The organism is Microbacterium sp. Soil_N32, from assembly GCF_057655505.1.
The window spans coordinates 314,414-339,660 of the sequence record NZ_JBDGME010000018.1 but is presented as its reverse complement, the minus strand read 5'-3'; the positions used below and the strand labels follow the sequence as shown (position 1 = coordinate 339,660).

Below are 25,247 nucleotides of genomic sequence, written 5' to 3'. Positions count from 1 at the left end.
CTCAGAGCCCGAGAGCGTGCGCCGCGGACTGCGCCCGGGTGACCAGCTCGCTGCGCTGCTCGGCCACGCGGTCCGGAGCGGTGCCGCCAACTCCCGATCGAGAGGCGACGGACCCCTCGATGGAGAGCACCTCCCGCACCGCCGGCGTCAGGTGCGGCGAGACCGATGAGAGCAGCTCGTCCGAGGCATCCTCGAGCCCGATCCCCTGCTCCTCGCACGCCCGGACCAGCGCACCCGAGATCTCGTGCGCATCGCGGAACGGCACCCGCTGTTTCACCAGCCACTCCGCCACGTCGGTGGCGAGCGAGAAGCCCTGCGGAGCGAGTTCGGCCATACGGGCCGTGTCGAAGCGCAGCGTCGCGATCATGCCCGCGAACGCCGGCAGCACCACCTCAAGGGTGCGCACCGAGTCGAAGACCGGCTCCTTGTCCTCCTGCAGGTCGCGGTTGTAGGCGAGCGGAAGACCCTTCAGCGTCGCCAGCAGCCCCGACAGGTTGCCGATGAGGCGGCCCGACTTGCCGCGCGCGAGCTCGGCGATGTCCGGATTCTTCTTCTGCGGCATGATGCTCGACCCGGTCGAGTAGCCGTCGTCGAGCGTGACGAATCCGAACTCGCGCGTGTTCCAGAGGATGATTTCCTCCGACAGGCGCGAGAGGTCGACGCCGATCATGGCGGTGATGAATGCGAACTCGGCCACCACGTCGCGGGCAGCCGTGCCGTCGAGCGAGTTCTCGGCCGGACGGTCGAGTCCGAGCTCCGACGCGACGAGCGCCGGGTCGAGGCCGAGCGTCGATCCCGCCAGGGCCCCGCCGCCGTACGGCGAGACGCCGGCGCGGCGACGCCAGTCGACGAGACGCTCGAGGTCGCGCACCAGCGGCCAGCCGTGCGCCTGCAGGTGGTGCGCGAGAAGCACCGGCTGCGCGTGCTGCAGATGAGTGCGCCCCGGGAGGATGGCCTCGGGGTGCGCCTCGGCCTGAGCGACCAGCGCGTCGATGACCCGCAGGATGTCGCGGGCGATGACGGCCGCGTGATCGATCAGGTAGAGCCGCACGAGCGTCGCGATCTGATCGTTGCGGCTGCGACCCGCACGGAGCCGACCGCCGAGTTCCGGTCCGAGCTCGGCGATCAGCGCCTGCTCCAGCGCGCCGTGCACGTCCTCATCGGTGGGCGCGGCCTGCAGCGAGCCGTCCGCGATGCGGCGCGCGACGGCATCCAGCCCCTCGTGCATCCGTGCCGCCTCGTCGGCTTCGAGGTAGCCCGCCGCCTCCAGTGCGGTCGCATGAGCGTGCGACCCCGCGATGTCGTACGGCGCGAGGATCCAGTCGAAATGCGTCGAGCGGCTCAGCTCCACGAGCTCGGGCGACGGACCGGTGGAGAACCGAGCTCCCCAGAGCGCACCCTCGTTCGTGCCGTCGTGGGTCGACGCGGTCATGCGTCCGCCCCCTCGAGTGCCGCGGCGACCCCGTTCTTGCGGAGCAGCCAGACGAGCAGCGCCTTCTGCGCGTGCAGCCGGTTCTCGGCCTCGTCCCACACGACGCTCTGCGGGCCGTCGATGACCTCGGAGTCGACCTCGTACCCGCGGTCGGCGGGAAGGCAGTGGATGAAGACGGCGGACGGATCGGCGATCGCCATCGTCTCGGACGTCACCTTGTAGCCGCCGAGGTCGCGGATGCGCGCGATCTTCTCCTCCTCCTTGCCCATCGACACCCACGTGTCGGTCACGACGACGTCGGCGCCCGCCGCGGCCTCGACCGGGTCGGTGTAGAGGGTGATCGAACCGCCGGTCTCGGCCGCACGGCGGTCGGCCGCCTCGACGATGTCGGCGCGGGGCGCGTACGCCTCGGGCGATGCGATGCGCACGTGCATGCCCGCCGTGACTCCCGCGAGCGCGTAGGAGTGCGCCATGTTGCTGCGGCCGTCGCCGAAGAACGTCAGCGTGAGTCCCGTCAGGTCGCCCTTGTGCTCGCGGATGGTGAGCAGATCGGCGAGCAGCTGGCACGGGTGGAAGTCGTCGGACAGCGCGTTGATCACGGGAACCCGCGTGCCGGCCGACATCTCCTCCAACCCCGCCTGGGCGTAGGTGCGCCACACGATCGCGGCGACCTGGCGCTCGAGCACGCGCGCCGTGTCGGACGGGGTCTCCTTGCCGCCGAGCTGACTGCTCGCGGTCGAGATGATCAGCGGGGAGCCGCCGAGGTCGGCGATCCCGACCGCGAACGACACGCGGGTGCGCGTCGACGACTTGTCGAAGATCACCGCGACGGTCTGCGGCCCGGCGAGGCTCTTGTCGGCCCAACGGTCCTTCTTGAGTTCGATCGCGAGGTCGAGCACCTCGGCCTGCTCGGCGGGCGTCAGATCGTCGTCACGCAGCAGGTGGCGGGTCATGCGGGAACCTTTCCGGAGTGGGTCTGAGCGACATCGGCGAGGGTCGCGGCGAAGAGCTCGCGGAACTCCGCGACCTCCGCGTCGCCGATGGTGAGAGCGGGGGCGATGCGCACGGTCTCGGGGTTGGCGGCGTTGACGATGAGACCGCGCTCCTGGGCGGCGGCCACCACGGCACCCGCGACGGGCTCGGTGAGGGCGACGCCGATGAGCAGCCCCTTCCCCCGGACACCCGCCACCAGGGGCGAGGCGATGTCGGCGATCGCCTCGCGGACCTCGACCCCGCGTCGGGCGGCGTTCTCGACGAGTCCCGCGTCTTCGATCTCGGCCAGAACCGCATCGGCCACGCCGGTCGCGAGCGGATTGCCGCCGAAGGTCGAGCCGTGCGACCCGGGCGTGAAGAGGGCGCTCGCGGCGCCGTAGGTCACGAGAGCACCGATCGGGAACCCGCCGCCGATGCCCTTGGCGAGAGTGATCGCGTCGGGGGTGATCCCTTCGTGGCTGAAGCCGAACCAGGCGCCCGTGCGTCCGGCGCCGGTCTGGATCTCGTCGACGATGAGCAGCGCGCCGTGCGCGAGCGTGAGCGATCGGGCCGCGGCGAGGTAGCCCTCCGGCAGCTCGACGACTCCCGCTTCGCCCTGGATGGGCTCGACGATGACCGCCGCGACACGGTCGTCCAGCGCGGCTTCGAGGGCCTCGACCGTCGCCGGGATGTGCTCGACGCCGCCGGGCATCGGCTCGAAGGGCGCGCGCATGCTGGGCTTCGAGGTGAGCGCCAGCGAACCCATGGTGCGGCCGTGGAAGCCGTTCTCGAGCGCGAGGATGCGCGGGCGCTCGGTGCCGCCGTGCAGACGGGCGAGCTTGAACGCGGCCTCGTTCGCCTCGGCACCCGAGTTCGAGAAGAACACGCGGCCGTCGATGCCCGCGCCGGCGAGGCGCTTGAGGCGGGCGGCGAGCGCGAGCTGCGGCGGGGTGGCGAAGTAGTTCGAGACGTGGGCGAGGGTGGCCGCCTGTCGCGAGACGGCATCGACGAAGACGGGATGCGCGTGCCCCAGCGAGGTCACGGCGATACCGGCGAGGAAGTCGAGGTGGCGTCGGCCATCGGAGTCCCAGAGGTACGAGCCCTCGCCGCGGGTCAGCAGCGCGAGCCGCTCCCCCGCGTTGAGCACGAGATCACGCTCGGCGTCGTGCTTCCAGACGGTCATCCTGCCACCACTTCCGTTCCGATTCCTTTACTGGTGAAGAGTTCGACGAGCACCGAGTGCGGCACGCGTCCGTCGATGATCGCCGCCGCGTCGACCCCGCCCTCGACGGCGTCGAGGCACGCGCGCATCTTCGGGATCATCCCCGACTCGAGGCTCGGCAGCATCTCGACGAGGGACGTCGAGGTCAGATGCGACACGAGCGAGTCGCGGTTGGGCCAGTCGGCGTAGAGCCCCGGCACATCGGTGAGGATCACCAGCTTGCGGGCGCCGAGCGCGACGGCCAGCGCGGCGGCCGCCGCATCCGCATTGACGTTGAGCGAGTGCCCTGGATTGTCGAGGTCGGGCGCGATGCTCGACACGACGGGGATGCGCCCGGCCGTGAGGTGGTCGATCACCGGAGTCGGGTCGACCTGGACGACGTCTCCCACCCGCCCCAGGTCGATCTCCTCGCCGTCGACCATCACACCGCGGCGACGACCGCCGAACAGTCCGGCATCCTCCCCGCTCAACCCGGTCGCGATCGGCCCGTGGGAGTTGATCTTCGAGACGAGCTGCGGGTTGACCTGCCCGGTGAGCACCATGCGCACCACCCCGATCGCCTCGGTGTTCGTCACGCGGTAGCCGCCCTTGAACTCGCTCGGGATGTCGAGACGGCCGAGCATGTCGGAGATCTGCGGACCGCCGCCGTGCACGACCACCGGCTGCACGCCGACGTAGCGCAGGTACGCGATGTCCTGCGCGAAGGCATCCTGCAGCTCCTCCGAGACCATCGCATTGCCGCCGTACTTGACCACGACAATCTGGTCGCGGAACTTCTTCAGCCACGGCAACGACTCGATGAGCGTCGTCGCCTTCTGCGCGGCCTCCTCGGCCGGCGTGTCCTGGATGTCGGTCATGAGGCGTAGGCGCTGTTCTCGTGCACGTAATCGTGGGTGAGGTCGTTGGTGAGGATGACGGCGGATGCCTCGCCCACGCGCAGGTCGATCTCGACCTTCGTCGCGCGCGGCGTGAGGTCGACCTCCTCGCGAGGTCGATCCGGTCCACCGGCGGTGCAGACCCGCACGCCGTTCATCGAGACATCCACGTCGTACGGGTCGAACTGCGCCGACGTCGTCCCGATCGCGGCCAGCACGCGACCCCAGTTCGGGTCGTTGCCGAAGATGGCCGCCTTGAAGAGGTTGTTGCGGGCGACCGACCGGCCGACCTCCACGGCATCCGTCTCGGAGACGGCGCCGCGTACCTCGATGGTGATGTCGTGGCTGGCGCCCTCCGCGTCGCCCTGCAGCTTGACCGCCAGCTCCTGGCAGAGCGACACGAGGGCGTCGCGGAACGCGTCGAGGTCGGGGCGCACCCCGCTCGCGCCGTTGGCGAGGAGGGTGACCTGGTCGTTGGTCGACATGCAGCCGTCGGAGTCCAGACGATCGAACGTCGTGCCGGTGGCGGCGCGCAGCGCCGCGTCGGCCTCGAGCGGGTCGAGGTCGGCGTCGGTCGTGAGCACGACGAGCATGGTCGCGAGTCCGGGCGCCAGCATGCCCGCGCCCTTGGCCATGCCGCCGATGGTCCAGCCGTCGCCGTGCACGACGGCCGTCTTCGCGACGGTGTCGGTCGTCATGATCGCGGCAGCCGCGTCGTCGCCGCCGTCGGACGAGAGCGCGGCGATGGCGTCGGCGGTGCCGGTGAGCACCTTCTGCCGGAACACCTCGTCGCCCGTGCCGATGAGTCCGGTGGAGCAGACGAGCACATCGCCCGCACCGATGCCGAGGAGCTCGGCGGCCCGCTCTGCGGTCTGATGCGTGGTCTGGAAGCCGAAGCTCCCGGTGAAGCAGTTCGCCCCGCCCGAGTTGAGCACCACGGCCTCGACGACGCGGTCGGCGATCACCTGCTGCGACCAGATGATCGGGTTGGCCTTGGCGCGGTTGCTCGTGAACACCGCCGCACCGACCTTGCGCGGGCCGCGGTTGACGACCACGGCGACATCGGGATTGCCGGTGGTCTTGAGTCCGGCGGCGACTCCGGCCGCCTCGAAGCCTGCGGGGGCGGTGACGCTCACGGGGCGACTCCGTTCACTGAGAGGGCGCGGTCCTCGGGGAGGCCGAGCGCGATGTTCATGGACTGGACGGCCGCACCCGCGGTGCCCTTGACGAGGTTGTCGACGGCGGTGACGACGGTGACCCGGTTGGCATCGCGATCGATCGCGAGGCCGAGCAGGGCGGTGTTCGCGCCGACGACGTCGGCGGTGCGCGGGAAGGAGCCGGCGGGGAGCAGCTGCACGAACGTCTCGTCGGCGTACGCCTGCTGCCACGCGTCGCGGATCTCGGCATCCGTCACGCCGGGGGCGATGGGGGCCGTCGACGTGGCCAGGATGCCGCGCGCCATCGGTACGAGCACGGGTGTGAAGGAGATGCGGATGCCCTCGGCGGGAGCGCCGGCGGCGGCGAGCGCCTGGCGGATCTCGGGGATGTGCCGGTGCGTTCCGCCGACCGCGTAGGGGTTCGCGCTGCCGAGGATCTCGCTGGCGAGCAGGTTGGTCTTGAGGCTCTTCCCGGCGCCCGATGGGCCGACCGCGAGGACCGAGACGATGTCGGACGGGTCGATGACTCCGGCGGCGACGCCCGGCGCGAGACTCAGGCTCACGGTCGAGGCGTTGCAGCCGGGGGCGGCGATGCGCGACGCGCCGCGCAGGTGCTCGCGCTGCTTCCGCCCGTCGACGATCAGCTCCGGCACGCCGTACGTCCACGGCTCGTGGAAGGCGCCTCCGTAGAAGGCCTCCCAGGAGTCCTGCGAGGTCAGCCGGTGGTCGGCTCCCGCGTCGATGACGAGCGGCGTGTCGCCGAGGGCGTCGGTGTACTGCCCCGACTGGCCGTGCGGGAGTGCGAGAACGACGATGTCGTGCCCGGACAGCACCTCAGGGGTCGTGTCCTGCAGGGTGAGATGTGCGAGCGAGCGGAGGTGAGGCTGATGCTCGACGAGGGGCTGGCCGGCGTTCGAATGCGCGGTGACGGTGCGGATCTCGATGTCGGGGTGCGCCGCGAGGAGGCGGAGGATCTCGCCGCCCGCATAGCCGGATGCGCCGGAGACGGCGACGGAGTACGTCATGCTTCTACCTTAACGGTCGGGGCTGTCGGGGACCGGGGCGGCGACACCGGTGCTCGACCGCCGGGAGCCGTGATCGGCAGGCAGGAGCGCGGGGTCGCCTAGCGTCGGCGGTCGCGGCGGCGTCGGCGCACCGGAACGACGCTCGGGACGAGCGTCGAGAGAGCGGATGCGGCCGAAGGCATGTCGCGACGATAGCGCGGGGCGCGGAGCATCTGCAAATCCCTCGCGTCACATGTCTGCGGCGAGCGCGGCGAGGATCGCCTCCTCGTCGGGGCGGGAGAGACCGGCGCGACGAGGTCGATCGAGGCCCCGGGCGCGCTCGTCGGCCAGCGCACGGGCGATCGTCTCGGAGAGCGGTCGGAGGGTTCCGCCCGTGGCGAGGTACCGCGCATTCGAACGGCTCATGAAGCCGGGCATGTCGGCGGGCAGCCACAGCGGGAGCGACCTCTCTCCCGCCCAGTACTCCACCCCTGCCGTGCGCAACGCGTCGTCCGCGGCCTCGATGATGCGCCCCGTATGGCCGGCGGCGCGACGTGCCTCGTCGAGCACGTCGGCGAAGGTGTGCGGGTGGCCGACGGCCGTGACGGGCCCGGTGGCCGATGATCGCACGACGTACGACGCGAGGTCGTCGACGTCGATGACCTGCGCGTCGCGACCGCCGGGAACGGGCGCCAGCACGTCGCCGGACGCTGCGCGCCCGAAGGCGGCGGGCCAGTAGCCGAAACGGTCGCTCGGGTCGCCGGGACCGACGATCAAGCCCGGCCGCACGACCAGGGCACGGTCGCCGAGCGCGGAGATCACCGCGTCCTCCGCGGCCGCCTTCTGCGCTGGGTAGTCGTCGGCGTCGCCGGGCGCGGCCGCCGGATGCCGGGCCGCGGATTCGTCGGCGCCGCGGGTCGTGTCGTCGGCGTAGACCGAGGCCGACGACACGTACGTCCACCGCGCCGCTCGGGCGCCCAGAGCCTCGACCGCCGCAGCGACCGGGGTGGCGTGGGAGGAGACGTCGACCACGTGGTCCCACGCTCCCGCCAGGTCGGCGTAGGCGTCGGGGCGGTCGCGATCCGCCTCCACCAGCACGGCGCCGTCGGGGGCCGGGCGGGCGCCCCGGGCGAGGCACGTCACCTCCCACCCGTCGGCGAGGGCGTGGTGGGCGACGCGGCGCGACAGCCAGCCGGTGCCGCCGAGGATGAGCATGCGAGCCATCCGTCCATGACAGCAGCATCGGCCGTCGGCGGGAAGCGCGTTCGCTCAGGGCATCGTGTCGGATGCCTCTGGCACGATGGGCCGCATGCTCACCACCCTCGCCGTCGCCGGATACCGCTCCCTCGTCGACGTGGTGGTGCCGCTGCATCCGCTCACCGTGATCACGGGCGCGAACGGCACCGGCAAGTCGAACCTCTATCGGGCGCTGCGGCTGCTCGCCGAGACAGGACACGGGCGCGCGGTGTCGGCGATCGCTCGGGAGGGCGGACTCGACAGCGTGCTGTGGGCGGGCCCGGAGACACCGCAGGGCGCGGGAGCGCAGGGCACGATGCGGACGCGCCCCGTGTCGGTACGACTGGGCGTGGCCTCCGACGAGCTGGGATACATCATCGACCTCGGTCTGCCGCAGACCGACCAGCGGAGCCTGTTCTCGCGCGACCCCGAGATCAAGCGCGAGCAGGTCTTCACCGGCCCCTTCGCCCGGCCCGGCACGCTCATCATCGATCGTCAGCGCGGAGGGGTGCGCGTGCGCGGAGACGACGGGTGGGCGTCGTCGACGCAGGCACTGGGGCCGGGACAGAGCGTGCTGTTGGACCTCACCGACGGTTCGGCGCTGTGGGAGACGGTGTCCCTGCGCCACCGCATCGCGTCGTGGCGCTTCTACGACCACTTCCGCACGGATGCGGGGGCGCCGGCGCGCCTGCCGCAGATCGGCACGCGGACGCGCTGGCTCAGCGATGACGGTCATGATCTCGCGGCGGTCTGGGCCACGACGGCAGAGGCCGGACGGGGTGCGCCGCTCGACGCGGCCGTCGATCGGGCGTTCCCGGGGTCGCGAGTGCATGTCTCGACGGCCGACGGCTCGTTCCGCCTGCAACTGCAGCAACCCGGTCTGCTGCGCCCGCTCGACGCCTCCGAGCTCTCCGACGGCACCCTGCGGTTCCTTCTGCTCACCGCAGCGCTGCTGCCCGCCGACCCGCCTCCGCTGCTCGTGCTCAACGAGCCCGAAGCCAGCCTGCACGAGAGCCTCATCGAGCCGCTCGGAGCGCTGCTCGCCGAAGCGGCGACCCAGACCCAGGTGATCGTCGTCACGCACTCGGCGAGCCTGCGCACCGCTCTCGGGCGCGCCGGCGGCGAGGTCGTGGAACTCGAATCGGAGGGGTTCGGCACGCAGGTGCGCGACCAGCTGCCGCTGGAACGACCCAGTTGGCACTGGCCGTCGCGGTAGGACCGATGCTCACGCGGCGATCAGCGCACCGCAGACGACGTACAGAACGGGAATGGACGCCGCGCCCAGCAGAGGGAGGACGAAGGCCCCACGGCGCCCGGCGATGTAGCGCTGCGCTCCCCACACGACAAACCCCATCGCGATGAGGGTCGGGCCGTGGACGGCCATCGCGAGGAGCGCGAAGAACATGGCGTCGGGTTGCGACGTGGTGAGCCCTCCGTAGCTGAGGAAGCGGCCGAGCATCGTCATGTGTGTGGCCACCACTACCGGCACCAGCGCGCAGGCTGCGAAGAATAGGAAACCGAGGATGTCGCGGGTGCGCTCCCCACGGGAGCGAACGGTCGACGTCGGCTCACTCATCGAAGCTCCGACCGGGATCAGTGGTGGGCGTCACGATGACGATCTGCAGCGACTGCGCCTGGGGCGGTTCGACGGTGTAGATCTCCAGCACCAGGCGGTAGCCGTCCTGAAAGTAGTCCCTCTCGAAACCCTCCTCGTCCGGCGGGAACTCACCTTCGGTCGACCGTTTCCACCCCTGCTCCTCGAGCCACGGCTCCAGATCGTCGGCCACCTGCGTGGGTGAGCGCGGGCCATCCGGATGCAGGACCACGATCTGGTCGAAGTAGTAGTACCGCGGCCACTGCTCGTACCCGTTCGCTCCCCGCGACCCGCCGGCCACATCGGAGACCAGTTCGATCTCGTCCTCGGGGATCTGCGCGATGATCTCCACACCCCAGCCGTCCGCACGCTCGATGAACGACGCCAACTGCTCCTCCTGCACGGTGATGCGCTCCTCCGCGCTCAGTCCGCACCCGGACAGGAGCACCGCACCGATGGTCAGAATCGAGGGCGCGGCGACTCGCCGGCGAGCACCGACACGACGGTGTTTCGAGGGACGGACCCGAGCGCGAGCAGTCCGACGGCTCATGACGCGAGGATCACGGCGCAGAGGAAATAAAGGATAGGCATCGCCAGCGCACCGAGCAGCGGTATCGCGAAGGGCGCCGCGCGTTCGCTGATGAGCCGCTGGGCACCCCAGACGATCGACACGAGCGCGATCACGCTCGGGCCGACCGACGCGATCGAGAGGAACAGCATGAAGACGCCATCCGACTGTGTCGTGACGAGACCCGCGTAACCCAGGAACCGTCCCAGGATCGTCATGGGTGCCGCCACCACCAGAGGAACGATCGCGCACACGACGAAGGCGATGACCCGCCCGACGCTGTGGCCGACATCCGCGCGTTCCGCCTCACTGTCCGAGTGCTCACTCATCGAAGCTCCGACCGGGATCAGTAGTGGGCGTCACGATGACGATCTGCAGTGACTGAGCCTGGGGCGGTTCAACGGTGTAGATGTCCAACACCAGGTGATAGCCGTCCCGAAAGTAGTCCCTCTCGAAACCCTCCTCGTCCGGCGGGAACTCACCTTCGGTCGACCGCTCCCACCCCTGCTCCTCGAGCCACGGCTCCAAGTCATCCGCGACGTCCGTCGGTGAGCGCGGGCCATCCGGATGCAGGACCACAAAGCGATCGAAGTAGTAGTACCGCGGCCACTGCTCATATCCGTTCGCACCCCGGGACCCTCCAAACTCCTCCGACAGCAGCTTTATCTCGCCCTCTGGAATCTGCGCGATGATCTCCGCACCCCAGCCGTCCGCACGCTCGATGAACGACGCCAACTGTTCTTCCTGCACCGCGATCCTCTCCTCAGCACTCAACCCACACCCGCTAAGCCCGACGGCGAGCACCACACCCGCCGCAACCGTTGACACACGGTTCCGAAAATCGGTCATTCGATCCGCTCCAGGGTGATGGGCGAGATGAGTTCTTCCGGCTTCTTCACACCGCTGTCGGATATCGTCTGGCGCCGCGGCCTGATGCCGCCGACGAAGGAATCGTCTTCGTGGTAGAGCGACACCGGCTTTCCGGTGACGACGCGGGATATGTTCCTCATCGATGTACTGCGCGGGGCAAAGACCGCGCTGTGGCTCTCCACGGCACCCGTGCTCTCGATGGTTCCGCGCGCAGGGTCTCGTGTGTCGAGATACCCCGTCTCCAGCCTCGTGATCCCGTCCGCCGTCAGCGGGTTGGTGACACCGTGGCCGCGGTTCAGACCGGAGTTGCCTTGGTTCCATCCGACGACGCCATCCGAGCGCGCCTGCAGCACGAAGTGCGGTACATCCTTGGTTTCCGGGAAGTCTTCGATACCGTCGACGTGGTGGCCGAGGCCCGCCGGCGCCACATACACCACGCGGTCGGCCTCGAGGCCGCGATACTCGGCTCCGCCCAGCACGGCCGCGCCGAAACTGTGAGCAATGGGGACGACGTCACAGCCCTCGGAGACGCCCAAGTTGTTCACGAAAGCGGTGAGACGCGGCGCCGCTGTGTCAGCGAAGCCGCGCCGCGAGGCTTCATCGATGTGATTGAGGTCGAATTGCGGCATGGGGGCGCCGTGCCAGGTGAAGTATGCGGACTTGGCACGGGACTGCTCAGCGAGAACTTTGCTACGGTCGATGTCACTCGTGAACGACGCTAACCGGGACGTGGTTCCGGGGATGAGCACGCCGACGTGCTCGATCCACGTCGGCACGTCCCCCGTCTCGGGGTCGAGCGCGCCCTGGTAGGTGATATAGCTATCGCGGAGCGGACTGAATCCCACGATTGTTACTCCCTTTTGTGCCAGGGGCTCTCCCGATTCGTCGAAGACGAGATACTCGCCGAACCTCTGACCGCTCGCGTCCTTCTCATCGGCGTGCTCGCCGTTGCGGTCTCCGAGCATCGCGTCGATGCTCTTCACCTCGCCCTTCATCTCCTCGATGAGGGGTGCGAGGTCTTCGCGAGCGCCCTGCTCGCGCAGCAGGGTCAGCATCTCGATCTGCTTCTCCAGCTGCGTCCGATGAGCGACGGCCGTGATGCGGTTGGCCGTGTTGCGGTCGCGCAGGGGGATGCCTTCGAGATTGCCGATGAGCATCGGGAAGTCGTAGATGAGCGTGTTCCGCTGCTCGGGGGTCATGGCGTCCCACAGCGCGCGGATCGCGGCAGGATCCTTGAGCTCGGCGATGTCGACGGCCGTGACCGACTGCGTGGTGCCGTCCGGCAGCGAAACCGACACCGCGACGCCCGCCGACAGCGTCGGGGCATTCGGCATCGCTGTTCGCGCGGCGACGTACTGGGACGTCGCCGCATTCAGGCTGGTGGCTGCGGTGGCATCGGCCCCGCGGCGCTCCTCGTCGAGGGCGGTGAGCCGTTGCGTCGACGCCGCGATGTCGTCGCCCGCCTGGTCGGAGGCGCCCACGAGACTGCGTCGCGCCGCCGCGTCGTCATGGGCGTCGCCGGTCGACTCGAAAGCGTCCACCGCATCCTGCGCGATGATCTCCGCCGCCTTCGCCTCCTCGAGGGTCACGCGCTCGCTCTTCGCCCGCGTGGCGATGTCCTCCATCTGCACGCCGAGCGTCTCGGCCGCGTCACCCCAGGCCTGATCGGCAAGGGTGATGAGGTCGGCCGGCGCGAGCGCCGCCTGGATCATCGCCACCGTCCGGTCGATGCTGACCGCGTTCCCCGACTGCTGCCCGAACCCGGCGATGGCCTCGATCAGTTTTGCACCGACATCGGTGCCGAACATCCGCCCCCGCATGTCGGAGCCCACTTCTCGCACGTCGCCCGCGTCACCGGCCAGTGCGGCATCTCCTGCCGTCATGTCTTCCTCACCCCTCCGGGATCTGCGACGCGATCTGCGCGTCGAAAAGTCGGAACAGCGCGATGAGTTCGGTGCACGCCTTGCTCTGCGCGACCATGAGGTCTCGCATCGCGGTCGCCGTCGTCCCGCGCTCGGTCACTCCCCCGCTGTGAGCGCCGTCCGGCCCGGTTGCACCCGAGCCCAGATCCGCCGGTACGCTGCTCTCCGACGACACGACCGACGCCGCGGTGGTCAGTGCCGAGGCCGCCGTCTCCAGCGTTCCGTAATCGACCTTCATCGGTTCTCGCTCCCTCCGTGGCGAGCGGGTCCGAGGTGCGGGTACGCCCGCACCGCCGGGCCCGCTCGCATCACGAGCCGAATCGGATCAGTTGATCTTCGAGGCGATCTGCGCGTCGAACTCGCGGCCGGCGTTCGCCGTACCCGAGATGAACGCCGAGATCTCCGTCAACTGCGCGATCACCGAGTTCGCACTGGTCGTGTACCGCGAATACGCGTCGTTGAACTTGCCTGACGCCTGATCCGTCACGAACCCCGACGCAACCAGCCCCTGAATCTTCACCTGCATGCTCTGCAGCTTCTGCGTGATCTCCTCACGCCCCGCATCCAGATCCTTCGCCGAGGCATCCATCTCGTCATAGCTGAGCTTCATGTTGGCCATCAGGACCACCCTCCGAACATCGGCGCGAGCCGTTCTCGCGCCCTCATTCGAAGACAGTAATGCACTCTTCGTCGACGTAAAAACGTCATGTGGATAACTTGCGCGGTGGTCTCCCGGCCGGTGAGGCGGCAGGTTTCCCAACGAAGAAGGGGCGCCGCGCGGTCAGCGCGACGCCCCTTCGAGCGATGATGTTGCGAGCGGCGTCAGTCGCGAAGCGCCGCTCCGAACCGCTCGGCGGCGACCGCCACGCCGGCGAGCTTCGCCTCGCTCGCCTCTGCAGCGGTGAGCGTGCGGTCGTCGGCGCGGAAGCGCAGCGCGAACGTGAGGCTCTTCGTCCCCTCGGGCACACCCTCTCCGCGATAGTCGTCGACGAGCCGCACCGACTCGAGCAGCGCACCGGCGCCCTCGGCGAGGGCCGCCTTGACCTCGGCGGCGGGAACATCGGCCGCGAGCAGGAGGGACACGTCCTGCGTCGCCGCCGGGAAGGTCGACAGCGAGGCTGCGACGATCCGCTCCCCCGCGAGCGCGAGGACGAGGTCGAGGTCGAGCTCGAACACGATCGCGCGTCCCGGCAGGTCGGCATCGGCCGACACCGACGGATGCAGTTCGCCGACGTACCCGACGACGGTGTCGCCGACACGCAGCTCTCCCGCGCGTCCGGGGTGCAGCGCCGCGCGACGCGTCTGCACGACGTCGATCTCGACGCCCGCAGCCACCCCGATCACGTGCACGGCGTCGAGCGCGACCGACAGGTCGGCCGCCTCGGCCGCTCGACCGGGCTGTCGCGGCGTGACGTTGCCCGTGAGCAGCGCCGCGACATGGCGGTTCTGGGGCGGAATCGACGCGTTCAACGCGGCCAGGGTCTCGTCGGAAGGACGCTCGCCGAGCGGGGGCACGTCGTCGGTGCCGTAGGTCTCGCCCTCGACGGGGAGGAACACCGATCCGGTCTCGAAGATCGCGAGGTCCGTGAGGCCGCGAGCGATGTTGCGGTGGGCGGTCTGCAACAGCCCGGGGATCAGCGACCGGCGCAGGAACGGCGCCTGGCCGTCGAGCGGATTCGCCAGACGGATGCTCGGCAGAGCCTCGCCCGTCGGCGAACCGTGCAGGTCGTTCTGCGCCTGCGTCGTGAAGGGGAACGCGGGCGTCTCGACGAACCCGGCGGCGGCGAGAGCGTCGGCCACCCGTCGGCGGCCCTGCTGATGCGCCGTGAGGCCGCGCCCGGACGGAGGCGTGGGCAGAACGGACGGGATGCGGTCGAGCCCGTGGATGCGCGCGACCTCCTCGGCCAGCGTCCACTTGTCGGTGAGGTCGGGGCGCCAGCTGGGCGGGATGACGTTCCAGCCCGCGTCGGACTCCTCGACCTCCGCCCCGATCGTCTCGAGCGCGCCGACGATCTCGTCGGTCGAGTAGTCGACCCCGATGAGTCCCTCGACGAACCCGGTGGGGAGTTCGATGCCGGGCACGAACACCTCGGCGAACAGCGCCCCTCCTTCGTCGGTGAGGGTGCCGCCGGCGAGTTCGACCATGAGGTCGGCAGCCCGGCGCGCAGCCACGAACGGAATGAGCGGGTCGACGCCGCGCTCGAAGCGCTTGGAGGCTTCACTGGGCAGCTTGTGCCGGCGCGCGGTGCGGGCGATCGTCGTCGGATCGAACGCCGCGGCCTCGATGAGCACGTTGCGGGTGGCGGCGCTCATCTCGGTCGTTCCCCCGCCCATGACCCCGGCGAGGCCGATCGGGCCCGAGTCGTCGGTGATGAGCAGATCTTCGCCGTCGAGCGTGCGCTCCTGGCCGTCGAGAGTCGTGAGCTTCTCGCCGGGCCCGGCGCGTCGAACGGTGATGCCGCCGGTGAGCCGATCGAGGTCGTAGCCGTGCAGCGGCTGGCCAAGCTCGAGCATGACGTAGTTCGTGATGTCGATGAGCACACCGAGCGAGCGCATGCCGGCGAGCGAGAGGCGCGCGACCATCCAGGGCGGGGTCGGCCGTGCGGGGTCGACGTCGCGCACGACGCGGGTCACGAACTCGCTGGCGCCCGCGCGTCCGCGCACGGGTGCCCGGTCGTCGACGATCGCCGTGCGACCGGTGCCGGGCTGGAGGTCGGCGAAGTCGCGGTCGGCCGGATCGCGGAACGCGGCCCCGGTGGCGTGCGAATACTCGCGGGCGACGCCGCGCACCGAGAAGGCGTAACCGCGGTCGGGCGTGACGTTGATGTCGATCGCGACGTCGTCGAGCCCGAGCAGCGCGATGGCGTCGGTGCCGACGGGCGCGTCGATGCCGAGGGCGCTCAGCACGAGGATGCCGTCGTGCTCGTCTCCGAGACCGAGTTCGCGCGCCGAGGCGATCATGCCGTCGGAGACATGACCGTAGGTCTTGCGGGCGGCGATCGGGAACGGCCCGGGCAGAACGGCACCCGGCAGCGTCACGACGACCTTGTCGCCCGCGACGAAGTTGTGCGCGCCGCACACGATGCCGCGGACGCCGCCGTTCGCGTCGCCGACGTCGACCTGGCACCAGTTGATGGTCTTGCCGTTGGACTGCGGCTCGGGCTCGAGGGACACGACCTGCCCGACGACGACCGGACCCGAAATATCGAAGCGGTGGACGTCCTCTTCCTCGAAGCCGACCGTCACCAGCGCCGCGAGGACATCCTCGGGCGTGGCATCCGGTGCCACCTCGACGAACTCACGCAACCACGAAAGCGGGACGCGCATCACACCACCATCCCGTACTGCTCGCTGAAACGGACATCGCCCTCGGCCATGTCGCGCATGTCCTGCACATCGCTGCGGAACATCAGCCCGCGCTCGATGCCCATGCCGAACGCGAAGCCGCTGTAGACCTCGGGGTCGATCCCCGCCGCGCGCAGCACGTTCGGGTTGACCATGCCGCACCCGCCCCACTCGATCCAGCGCGCGCCGCCCTTGAAGGTCGGGTGCCACAGGTCGAGCTCGGCGGACGGCTCGGTGAAGGGGAAGTAGTTGGTGCGGAACCGCGTCTTCGCCTCGGGGCCGAAGAGCTGCTTCGCGAAGTGGTCGAGCGTGCCCTTGAGGTGCGCCATCGTGATGCCCTTGTCGATGACGAGGCCCTCGAACTGTGTGAACACGGGCAGGTGCGTCGCGTCGAACTCGTCCGTCCGGTAGACGCGGCCGGGGCACAGCACGTAGATGGGAAGCTCGCGGTCGAGCATCGAGCGCACCTGCACGGGGCTCGTGTGCGTGCGCATCACCAGGTGGCGAGAGGTCGGATCGACGTAGAACGTGTCCTGCTCCTGGCGGGCGGGGTGATCGACGTCGAAGTTCAGGGCGTCGAAGTTGAACCACTCGTGCTCGAGCTCGGGTCCCTCCGCGATCTCCCAGCCCATGCCGACGAAGATGTCGCAGACCTGGTCCTGCAGCAGCGAGAGCGGATGCCGCGCTCCCACCCGCGCCCGCGACGGCACGGCGGTGATGTCGATGCGCTCGGCCTCGAGTCGGGCGGCGACCTCGGCAGCCTCGAGCTCGGCCTCCTTGGCGGCCAGCGCCTGCGTGACCCGCCCGCGGCCCTGACCGATGAGCTTGCCGAACGCGGCCTTGTCGGCCGGCGCGACCTGGCGCATCGATGCGTTGAGGACGGCGAGCGGCGAGCCGTCCGCGACGTGCGCGGCGCGGGCGGCCTTCAGCTCGGCCGTGTCGGACGCCGCGGCGATCGCCGCGAGTGCAGCGGCGACGGCCTGCTCGACCGCTTCCGGGGTGATTTCTGGAGTCTCGGACACGAGAGTCGAGTCTACCGGCGCAGGGTGGCGGGAACGGACCCCCGCCCCCGCTCATCCGCCGGTGCTGGTGCCGTCGTACTTGCCCGCCCCGCGCTGCAGGGCGATGAGCTCGGTGTTCGTGCCGTCCTCGTGCGTGCGCGGGTCGGGTGCGACCGCGGCTTCGATCCCGCGAACCTTGGTCGAGCGACGCGTGCGCACCTCGACCCACTTCGCGATGCCCGCGAGGATGAGGCACAGCACGATGTAGATGCCGCCGATGACGAAGGCCGACTGCAGGATCGGACGTCCCTGCTGCGACGTCAGCTGCTTGGCGTAGTACAGCAGCTCGGGGTAGGTGATGATGAAGCCGAGCGCCGTGTCCTTCATGGTGACCACGAGCTGCGCGACGACCACCGGCAGCATGGCGCGGATGGCCTGCGGCAAGAGGATGAGCCGCATGACCCCGCTCTTGCGCAGACCGATCGCGTAACCGGCCTCCTTCTGCCCCTTGGGGAGCGATTCGACACCGGCACGGATGACCTCCGCGAGCACGGAGCCGTTGTAGGCCATGAGGGCGATGACGACAGCCCAGTAGGGCTCCATCTTCACCCCGACGACCGGCAGGCCGTAGTACAGCAGCATCATGAACACGAGCACGGGAACGGCTCGGAACAACTCGGTGATGACGGTGACGGGCACGCGGACCCAGGCGTGGTCGGACAGACGACCGATCGCGAGCACGAACCCGAGCACGAGGCTCAGCACGGCGGCGAGGGCGAACGCCGCGAGGGTGTTGCCGAGCGCCTTGACGATGCCCATCCACACGTTCGCGAACGTGAAGACGTACCACTTCTCGGCCGAGAACTGCCCGGTCTCGACCATGCGGTAGACGATGAAGCCGATGGCCGCGACCATCACCAGGACCGTCACCACGGCCAGGATGCGGTTGCGGGCGATCGCCCGGGGTCCCGGGACGTCGTAGAGCACGGAAGTCATCGCGCGATCCTCCATCGGTTCTCGAGATGGCGCTGCACGGCGCTCATCAGCAGCACGAGGACGACGAAGACGACCGCCACCCAGAGCAGCACCTCCATCGGGTTGCCCGGCCGGTCGGCCGAGTCGTTGATCGTCGACCGCAGCGCGGCGAGCTCGGCGACCGAGAAGCCCGCGGCGACGGTGGTGTTCTTCAGCAGGGCGATGAACACGCTCATCATCGGCGGGACGACCGAGCGGAAGGCCTGCGGAAGAACGACGAGGGTCATGACCTGACCGAACGGCAGGCCGATGGCGCGGGCGGCCTCGGCCTGCCCCACCGGCACCGTGTTGATGCCGGCGCGCAGCACCTCGGCGACGTACGTCGCCGTGTAGATGCCGATGGCGAGGATGCCGAGGGTGAGGTTCGACAGCTCGGGGAGGCCGAGCTGCGGATACCCGAACACAAAGAAGAAGAAGACGAGCGTGAGCGGGGTGTTGCGCACGATGTTGACGTACGCGGTACCCACACCGCGCGCGATCGGGATGGGCGAGACGCGCATGGCGCCCACGATGATGCCCAGCACGAGGGCGATGATCCCGCCGATGGCGAAGACGAGCAGCGTGTTGCCGATCGCCTGCCCCCACAGGTCGAGATTGCCGAAGATGACGTCCACGCCACCCTCCCCTTCTTCCGGAGGTCATGGGCGGCCCCCTCGGAGGCCGCCCATGACGGGATCAGATCAGTACGCGTCGACCTCGGGCTGCTCGACCTCGATGCCGCTCGAACCGAGGTTCTTGTCGAAGATCGCCTGCCAGATGTCGGGGTTCTCGGTGAAGAGATCGTTGATGTGCGCGCGCAGCGCGTCGTCGCCCTTCTCGAGGCCCACACCGTAGCGCTCCTCGGTGAAGAGGCCGCCGGTGACCTTGACGTCGTCCGGGTACTGCGCCGCGTAGCCGATCAGGATGGCCTGGTCGGTGGTGACCGCGTCGACCTTGCCGTCGATCAGGTCCTGCACGCAGGCGGAGTACAGGTCGTACTCCTGGGTCTTGATGTCGGGGAAGTTCGCCTTGATGTTCTGGATCGGGGTGGAGCCGGTCGCCGAGCAGACGGTCTTGCCGTTGAAGTCCTCGAGCTTGTCGGCCTCTTCGGCGTCGGCCGCGACGAGCAGGCCCTGGCCGGTGATGAAGTACGGGCCGGCGAAGTCGATCTGCTCCTTGCGCTTGTCGTTGATCGAGTAGGTGCCGACGTAGTAGTCGATGTCGCCGTTCACGATCGCCTGCTCGCGGTTGGCGGAGGCGATCGGCTTGAACTCGATCTTGTCCTCGTCGTAGCCGAGCGACGCGGCGATCCACCGCGCGATGTCGACGTCGAAGCCCGTGCGCTCGCCCGACGTGACGTCGAGGTAGCCCAGACCCGGCTGGTCCTCCTTGACACCGACGACGACCTTGTCGCGGTCGGTGATGCGCTCGAACGTGGGGCTGCCGTCGACGGTGACGTCCGAGGCGACCTCGAACCAGGTGCTGTCCTCGCCTGCGTCACCGCCGGCGTCGCCGCCGGGGTTCGACGGGGTGCCGCTGTTGCAGGCGGTCAGCGCGAGCAGTGCGGCTGCCGCGATCCCGATCCCTGCCAGTGTGCGTGTGCGTCGCATGTGCATCTCCTTGATGTGCTGTGTGGTGCGGGTCTGTGGATGATCAGTGGGTCAGGAGCTTCGACAGGAAGTCCTTCGCCCGGTCGCTCTTGGGGTGGGTGAAGAACTCCTCGGGCGTCGCCTCCTCGACGATCCGCCCGTCGGCCATGAACACCACCCGGTCGGCCGCCTTGCGGGCGAAGCCCATCTCGTGCGTGACGACGATCATCGTCATGCCCTCCTGGGCGAGCTCCACCATCACGTCGAGGACCTCGTTGATCATCTCGGGGTCGAGGGCGCTGGTGGGCTCGTCGAAGAGCATGACCTTCGGGTGCATCGCGAGCGCCCGCGCGATGGCGACGCGCTGCTGCTGGCCGCCCGAGAGCTGGGCGGGCAGCTTCGACGCCTGCTTCGCCACTCCGACGCGCTCGAGCAGCTCCATGGCCTCGCGCTCGGCGTCGGCCTTCTTCAGGCCGCGCACCTTGATCGGGCCGAGCGTCACGTTCTCGAGGATCGTGAGGTGGGCGAACAGGTTGAACGACTGGAAGACCATCCCGACGTCTGCGCGCAGCGTCGCGAGACCGCGGCCCTCGGCGGGCAGCTCCTTGCCGTCGATGCGGATGCTGCCGCTGGTGATCGTCTCGAGGCGGTTGATGGTGCGGCACAGGGTGGACTTGCCCGACCCGGACGGGCCGATCACCACCACGACCTCGCCGGCGTTGACCGCGAGGTCGATGTCGGTGAGTGCCTGGAAGTCTCCGTAGTGCTTCTGCACGTTCTCGACCACGACAAGGGGCTGACCGGTCATGTTCTCTCCAAACTCGCCAGGTCGTCGGCAATGCTCGATCGGGGCTCGTCCCCGGTGGGTTCAGTATGCGCGCCACCCGTCCCCACGGGCATCATTGTTCGTCGTCGAATCATGCGCGACCGACCTCACGATCCCAGAGCGTTCCCGCGGTGTCAGACTTCTTGAGGATTTCTTGAGGGTCGTAACACGGGTGTTACCGGGCGGCCGGGAACGGCGGCGCGCGGCCTCAGCCGCGCTCGTCGCGGTAGTACTCGACCGCCCCGGGGTGCAGCTCGACCGGCTCGGTGAAGATGGCCTGCCGTCGGCCCAGCAGTGCCGCCGCGGGGAGTTCCGCCGCCATCCGTGTGCGCGCCTCGAACAGCACCTCCAGCACGTCGCGCACGACCGCGTCCGGAGCATCCGACGAGACGACGAGATAGTTGGGCACGGCCATGGTGGGCACCGAGGAGTCGAGCGCGTAGACCCCCGCCGGGAAATCCGACGACCGGTACGCGTCGGAGTACTGCGCATTCACCGCGTTGACCCACTCCTGCTCGATCGGGAGGAGGCGCAGCGGAACCTCCCCCGAAAGGTCCTCGATCCCGGGGGTGGGCAGACCACCCACCCAGAAGAAGCCGTCGATCTCACCGCCCTGCAGGGCATCGATCGACTCCCGCAGGTCGAGCTGCGGGTTGCGCACCTCGCCGGGATCGACCCCCGCCGCCGTGAGGATGCGCGTCGCGATCACGTTCACTCCCGAGCCGACCGCCCCGAGCGACACCACCCGTCCGGCGAGACCGCCGATACCGTTGATCTCGGCGTCTTCGCGCACCACGACGTGCACGTACTCGTCGTACAGCCGCGCGGCGGCGCGGATGTCGAGCGGCTCCGGGAACGCCCCGCGACCGGCGACGGCGTCCGCCGCCGCGTCACCCTGGGCGAAGCCGAGCAGGGCCTCGCCCGCGGCGACGCGTCGCAGGTTGTCGACCGAGCCCTCGGTCTCGTCGACCGAGGCGTCGACGTCGAGGGCACCCGACAGCTCATCGGCGAGACGGCTGCCGTAGTCGTAGTACACCCCGGTGGCGCTGCCGCCCGCGATGACCGCGGGAACGTCGGCCCACTCGGACGCACGAGGGGCGCATCCGCTCACCGCGAGGACGAGGAGCATCGCCACGACCGCCGCCGACACCGTCCGCATCCGCCGCATCACTCGAACACCCCGTTCCGCACGACGAGCGTGACCCGCAGTCCGCCGTCGGCCGGACTGGACACCCGCAGCTCTCCCCCGACGGACTCCAGCAGGTCGGTCGCGATCGCGAGCCCGAGGCCCGAGCCGGGCGTCTCGTCGGTCGCAGAACTGCGCCAGAATCGCTCGGTCGCAGAGGCGACCTCGTCATCCGAGAGACCGGGTCCGTGGTCGCGCACGCCGAGGCGCCGCACATCCCCGTCCTCCTCGACCGACAACTCGATCACCCCGCCGGCCGGCGAGAACTTCACCGCGTTGTCGATCACGGCGTCGAGCGCGCTCTCGACGATGGTGCGATCCGTCACGCACATCACTCCCGCGGGGCCGGAGCGACGGAACGAGATACCGCGCGGGCCCGCCACCTCCCGCCAGGCGTCGACACGTCGTTCGACGAGCGTCGACAGATCGACGGCGGCGAGCAGGGAGTCGGCTCTCCCGCTTCGCGCCAACCCGAGCAGGGTCTCGAGGATGCGGGTCATGCGACGCCCCTCTTCACGCGTCTCCTCCACATCGTCGCGCCAGTCGTCGCCGAGACCCGTCGCAAGATGCTCGACGCGCAACAGGAGCGCGTTGAGCGGGTTGCGCAACTCGTGCGAGGCGTTCAAGGCGAACTCCTGCTGTCGGGCGAGCACGCGCTCGATCTCGCCCGCCATGCCGTTGAACACCCGCGTCATGCGACGCAGCTCCGGGGGGCCGGTGTCGTCGACCACCCGGGCATCCATCTCGCCGCGCTCGATGGCGACCATCGCCTCGTCGAGACGCCGCACGGGAGCCAGCACCCACCCGGCGAGACGCATCACGAGCAGCACGCCCAACGCCACAGACACCACGCCCACGGCACCCAGGATCAGCAGCTGCTGGAGGATCGCCGTGCGCGGCGCATCCAGCGGTGTCGAGATCATCACCGCACCGATCACATCGCCGTCGTCGAAGACCGGTTCGACCATGGTCGTCTCGGAGAACTCCCACGGGAACACCGCCTCCGGGGCCTCCGCGCGTCGTCCGGACAGGGCCAGACGCAGCTGCTCGGCCTCTCCCTCGGTCAGCACGCGGTCGTCTCCCCCGCCGGACGCCCACACCGACCCCGCGAGATCGAAGACGGCGACCTCGATGCCGTACACGTCGGCGAAGCGCCGCGCCTCACCCTCGACGACGGCCCGGGTGTCGGTGCGCAGCGCCTGCCTGGCACTCGTCACGAAATACCCCAGGTCGCCGAGCTGCTGTGTGAAGACGGCCTGCTGGATGCTGCGTGAGGCGCTCCAGCCGGCCGCACCCCCCAGCGACAGCAGGATCGCGACGAGCGGCACGAGGAACACGACGACGAGACGCGTGCGCATGGTTCACGACCCCATGAGCCGGTACCCGACCCCTCGGACCGTGTCGATGATGCGGTGGGTGCCGGTCTTCCTGCGGATGGCGCCGACGTGCACCTCCAGCGAGTGCGCGAACCCCCGCCAATCGGTGTTCCACACCTCGCGGATGAGGCGGTCCTTCGGCACAGCCACCCCCGGATAGCGGGCCAGCACGGCGACGATGTCGAACTCCTTCGGCGTGAGTTCGACCGCCGAGCCCTCGATGCGCACCTGACGGCTCACGAGGTCGATCTCGACCGCGCCCGCCTGGATCGTCACGACGCCCTCCGACTCCGGCCGCACCGGACGGGTGCGGCGCGTGACGGCTTCGATGCGCGCGAGCAGCTCGTGCACGTCGTACGGCTTGACGACGAAATCGTCGGCTCCGGCCCGCAGTCCCTTGATGCGCTCGGCGACCTGACTGCGCGCGGTCACGATGACGATCGGCACCTCGGAGCGCCCACGGATGCGTCGACAGAGATCGATGCCGTCGACGTCCGGCAGACCGAGGTCGAGCAGCACCACCTCGGTGTCGGCCCCGAGCAGCGCCATCGCTTCGACGCCGTCGGAGGCGCGGACCGTCGCATAGCCGGACCGTGCGAGGAACGCATCGAGCGCGGCGGCGACGCGGTCGTCGTCCTCCACGATCAGGATGCGCATCCCGGTCCTCTCTCTCGGTCGCCGGCGACCGGCAGGGTGCAAAACTACCAGCCGGCGCACCGCTCCCACGGTCCCGGGGCGGCGGCGGCGTCAGCTCTGAGCGGCAGCCCGCTGCGCGAACGCGCTCTCGTAGAGGCACACGCTCGCGGCGGTCGCGAGGTTGAGCGACTCGGCTCGACCGAAGATGGGCAACCGCAGCACCTGGTCGGCCAGCTGCAGGGCGTCGTCCTCGAGGCCGCGCGCCTCGTTGCCGAACAGCCAGGCCGTCGGCTCGGTCAGCACGCCGTCGGCGCGGGCGGCGAGCAGGTCGTCGCCCTTCACGTCTGCCGCGAGAACCCGCAATCCGGCCTCCTGGGCGCGAGCCAGCACATCGGACAACTCGCCCCCGACCGAGACGGGCAGGTGGAACAGCGAGCCGGTCGTCGCGCGGACGACCTTGGGGTTGTACGGGTCGACCGTATGGCCGGTGAGCACCACGGCATCCGCTCCCGAGGCGTCGGCGGCGCGGATGATCGTGCCCAGATTGCCGGGGTCGCGCACCTCGTGGCAGATCGCCACGAGACGGGGCGACCCGGCGAACACGTCGCGCACCGAGCTCGGCGTCTGCTGCACGACGGCGACCAGACCCTGGGGCGTCACCGTGTCGGCCATGGCGTTCAGCACGTACTCGGTGACGTGCTCGACGGCGATGTCGGCATCCGCCGCCTTCGCACGGATGTCGGGATGCTTCTCCCACCCGGCGGGTGTGGCGAAGATCTCGGCGATGGCCTCGGGGCGGTAGGTCAACGCCTCTCGCACGGCCTGAGGGCCCTCGAGGAGGAACAGCCCGGTCTCGGTGCGCGCGCTGCGCTTCGTCAGCTTCGCCACGGCACGGACTCGGGGGGAACGGGGGTTCTCCAGCACGTCTCTCAGTGTAGGAGCAGAGTGCCCGTCGGATGCGACGACAGCACCGGGAACGACAATGGGCGCCCTCCCGGAGGAGAGCGCCCATCGTGGGATGCAGCTGCTTACGCGGCCGACTTCGGCGCGTTGACGTCGGAAGGCAGCGCCTTCTTGGCCGTCTCGACGAGCGTCGTGAACGTCGCCGCGTCGTTGACCGCGAGGTCGGCGAGCATGCGACGGTCGACCGTCACGCCGGCCAGGCCCAGGCCCTGGATGAAGCGGTTGTACGTGATGCCGTTCTGGCGAGCCGCAGCGTTGATGCGCTGGATCCACAGACGACGGAAGTCGCCCTTGCGCTTGCGACGGTCCCGGTACGAGTAGACCAGGGAGTGGATGACCTGCTCCTTGGCCTTGCGGTAGAGGCGCGAACGCTGGCCGCGGTAGCCGGAGGCGCGCTCGAGGATGACCCGGCGCTTCTTGTGGGCGTTGACCGCCCGCTTGACTCTTGCCATTTTCCTG

At 69.6% G+C, this 25,247-nt stretch carries 26 protein-coding genes; 1 reads left to right on the top strand and 25 read right to left on the bottom strand.

Translation table 11 applies throughout. From position 1 onward, the window contains the following. Window position 1: 1 nt before the first annotated feature. From argH to AC3A3J_RS07970, 7 genes are all read right to left on the bottom strand, one after another. Window positions 2-1,432: an argininosuccinate lyase gene (argH, locus tag AC3A3J_RS08000; RefSeq protein WP_487671764.1), complete on the bottom strand. Its 1,431-nt coding sequence runs from the start codon at window positions 1,430-1,432 to the stop codon at window positions 2-4. Then, the gene (gene argF, locus AC3A3J_RS07995) at window positions 1,429-2,385 is read right to left on the bottom strand and encodes an ornithine carbamoyltransferase (RefSeq protein WP_487671763.1); all 957 of its coding nucleotides are present in this window, start codon (window positions 2,383-2,385) and stop codon (window positions 1,429-1,431) included. Before argF ends, argH begins: the two co-directional genes overlap by 4 nt. Then, complete coding sequence (locus tag AC3A3J_RS07990) at window positions 2,382-3,587, bottom strand: acetylornithine transaminase (protein WP_487671762.1); 1,206 nt, start codon at window positions 3,585-3,587, stop codon at window positions 2,382-2,384. Before AC3A3J_RS07990 ends, argF begins: the two co-directional genes overlap by 4 nt. Next, window positions 3,584-4,483 carry an acetylglutamate kinase gene (argB, locus tag AC3A3J_RS07985; RefSeq protein WP_487671761.1) on the bottom strand — a complete coding sequence of 300 codons (900 nt, stop codon included), beginning with the start codon at window positions 4,481-4,483 and terminating at the stop codon, window positions 3,584-3,586. Before argB ends, AC3A3J_RS07990 begins: the two co-directional genes overlap by 4 nt. Next, window positions 4,480-5,637, bottom strand: a complete 1,158-nt coding sequence (argJ, locus tag AC3A3J_RS07980; RefSeq protein ID WP_487671760.1) for a bifunctional glutamate N-acetyltransferase/amino-acid acetyltransferase ArgJ — start codon at window positions 5,635-5,637, stop codon at window positions 4,480-4,482. The genes argB and argJ overlap by 4 nt, the downstream gene beginning before the upstream one ends. After that, window positions 5,634-6,683 (bottom strand): N-acetyl-gamma-glutamyl-phosphate reductase, encoded by a 1,050-nt coding sequence (gene argC, locus AC3A3J_RS07975; protein ID WP_487671759.1) that lies wholly within the window; start codon window positions 6,681-6,683, stop codon window positions 5,634-5,636. Before argC ends, argJ begins: the two co-directional genes overlap by 4 nt. 228 nt (window positions 6,684-6,911) lie before the next feature. Beyond that, a complete protein-coding gene (locus tag AC3A3J_RS07970) occupies window positions 6,912-7,886 on the bottom strand; it encodes an NAD-dependent epimerase/dehydratase family protein (protein ID WP_487671758.1) in 975 nt (324 codons plus the stop codon). A gap of 85 nt (window positions 7,887-7,971) precedes the next feature. Between AC3A3J_RS07970 and AC3A3J_RS07965 the strand changes: the two genes are divergently transcribed. Next, window positions 7,972-9,114 (top strand): AAA family ATPase, encoded by a 1,143-nt coding sequence (locus AC3A3J_RS07965; RefSeq protein ID WP_487671757.1) that lies wholly within the window; start codon window positions 7,972-7,974, stop codon window positions 9,112-9,114. Between the two features lie 9 nt (window positions 9,115-9,123). On the opposite strand, the gene AC3A3J_RS07960 is transcribed toward AC3A3J_RS07965, so the two are convergent. The 18 genes from AC3A3J_RS07960 to rplT all read right to left on the bottom strand — a co-directional run bounded on the left by AC3A3J_RS07960 (window position 9,124) and on the right by rplT (window position 25,240). After that, complete coding sequence (locus AC3A3J_RS07960) at window positions 9,124-9,474, bottom strand: hypothetical protein (RefSeq protein ID WP_487671756.1); 351 nt, start codon at window positions 9,472-9,474, stop codon at window positions 9,124-9,126. Beyond that, entirely contained in the window at window positions 9,467-9,940 is a 474-nt protein-coding gene (locus tag AC3A3J_RS07955) for a hypothetical protein (RefSeq protein ID WP_487671755.1), read from the bottom strand. The genes AC3A3J_RS07960 and AC3A3J_RS07955 overlap by 8 nt, the downstream gene beginning before the upstream one ends. A gap of 98 nt (window positions 9,941-10,038) precedes the next feature. Next, window positions 10,039-10,389: a hypothetical protein gene (locus tag AC3A3J_RS07950; RefSeq protein ID WP_487671754.1), complete on the bottom strand. Its 351-nt coding sequence runs from the start codon at window positions 10,387-10,389 to the stop codon at window positions 10,039-10,041. Continuing rightward, window positions 10,382-10,909, bottom strand: coding sequence for a hypothetical protein (locus AC3A3J_RS07945; protein WP_487671753.1), 528 nt, complete (start codon window positions 10,907-10,909; stop codon window positions 10,382-10,384). Before AC3A3J_RS07945 ends, AC3A3J_RS07950 begins: the two co-directional genes overlap by 8 nt. Then, the gene (locus AC3A3J_RS07940) at window positions 10,906-12,813 is read right to left on the bottom strand and encodes a hypothetical protein (RefSeq protein ID WP_487671752.1); all 1,908 of its coding nucleotides are present in this window, start codon (window positions 12,811-12,813) and stop codon (window positions 10,906-10,908) included. The genes AC3A3J_RS07945 and AC3A3J_RS07940 overlap by 4 nt, the downstream gene beginning before the upstream one ends. 7 nt (window positions 12,814-12,820) lie before the next feature. Next, window positions 12,821-13,090: a hypothetical protein gene (locus AC3A3J_RS07935; RefSeq protein ID WP_487671751.1), complete on the bottom strand. Its 270-nt coding sequence runs from the start codon at window positions 13,088-13,090 to the stop codon at window positions 12,821-12,823. 87 nt (window positions 13,091-13,177) lie between these two features. Further along, window positions 13,178-13,471 carry a WXG100 family type VII secretion target gene (locus AC3A3J_RS07930; RefSeq protein ID WP_314650692.1) on the bottom strand — a complete coding sequence of 98 codons (294 nt, stop codon included), beginning with the start codon at window positions 13,469-13,471 and terminating at the stop codon, window positions 13,178-13,180. Window positions 13,472-13,674: 203 nt separating this feature from the next. Next, the gene (gene pheT / locus AC3A3J_RS07925) at window positions 13,675-16,179 is read right to left on the bottom strand and encodes a phenylalanine--tRNA ligase subunit beta (protein ID WP_487671750.1); all 2,505 of its coding nucleotides are present in this window, start codon (window positions 16,177-16,179) and stop codon (window positions 13,675-13,677) included. After that, a complete protein-coding gene (gene pheS, locus AC3A3J_RS07920) occupies window positions 16,179-17,219 on the bottom strand; it encodes a phenylalanine--tRNA ligase subunit alpha (RefSeq protein WP_487671749.1) in 1,041 nt (346 codons plus the stop codon). The genes pheT and pheS overlap by 1 nt, the downstream gene beginning before the upstream one ends. 51 nt (window positions 17,220-17,270) lie before the next feature. Continuing rightward, entirely contained in the window at window positions 17,271-18,194 is a 924-nt protein-coding gene (locus AC3A3J_RS07915; protein WP_487671748.1) for an amino acid ABC transporter permease, read from the bottom strand. Continuing rightward, the gene (locus AC3A3J_RS07910) at window positions 18,191-18,847 is read right to left on the bottom strand and encodes an amino acid ABC transporter permease (RefSeq protein WP_487671747.1); all 657 of its coding nucleotides are present in this window, start codon (window positions 18,845-18,847) and stop codon (window positions 18,191-18,193) included. The genes AC3A3J_RS07915 and AC3A3J_RS07910 overlap by 4 nt, the downstream gene beginning before the upstream one ends. A 66-nt stretch (window positions 18,848-18,913) precedes the next feature. Then, window positions 18,914-19,822 (bottom strand): glutamate ABC transporter substrate-binding protein, encoded by a 909-nt coding sequence (locus tag AC3A3J_RS07905; protein WP_487671746.1) that lies wholly within the window; start codon window positions 19,820-19,822, stop codon window positions 18,914-18,916. A gap of 43 nt (window positions 19,823-19,865) precedes the next feature. Beyond that, window positions 19,866-20,609, bottom strand: a complete 744-nt coding sequence (locus AC3A3J_RS07900; protein ID WP_314650702.1) for an amino acid ABC transporter ATP-binding protein — start codon at window positions 20,607-20,609, stop codon at window positions 19,866-19,868. A 226-nt stretch (window positions 20,610-20,835) separates the two neighbouring features. Continuing rightward, window positions 20,836-21,786, bottom strand: a complete 951-nt coding sequence (locus AC3A3J_RS07895; protein ID WP_487671745.1) for a TAXI family TRAP transporter solute-binding subunit — start codon at window positions 21,784-21,786, stop codon at window positions 20,836-20,838. An 8-nt stretch (window positions 21,787-21,794) separates the two neighbouring features. Beyond that, window positions 21,795-23,171, bottom strand: a complete 1,377-nt coding sequence (locus AC3A3J_RS07890; RefSeq protein WP_487671744.1) for a sensor histidine kinase — start codon at window positions 23,169-23,171, stop codon at window positions 21,795-21,797. Between the two features lie 3 nt (window positions 23,172-23,174). After that, window positions 23,175-23,846 carry a response regulator transcription factor gene (locus AC3A3J_RS07885; protein WP_487671743.1) on the bottom strand — a complete coding sequence of 224 codons (672 nt, stop codon included), beginning with the start codon at window positions 23,844-23,846 and terminating at the stop codon, window positions 23,175-23,177. Window positions 23,847-23,936: 90 nt separating this feature from the next. Further along, window positions 23,937-24,749: a TrmH family RNA methyltransferase gene (locus AC3A3J_RS07880; RefSeq protein WP_487671742.1), complete on the bottom strand. Its 813-nt coding sequence runs from the start codon at window positions 24,747-24,749 to the stop codon at window positions 23,937-23,939. Between the two features lie 104 nt (window positions 24,750-24,853). Further along, the gene (gene rplT, locus AC3A3J_RS07875) at window positions 24,854-25,240 is read right to left on the bottom strand and encodes a 50S ribosomal protein L20 (RefSeq protein ID WP_045252681.1); all 387 of its coding nucleotides are present in this window, start codon (window positions 25,238-25,240) and stop codon (window positions 24,854-24,856) included. Between the last annotated feature and the right edge of the window lie 7 nt (window positions 25,241-25,247).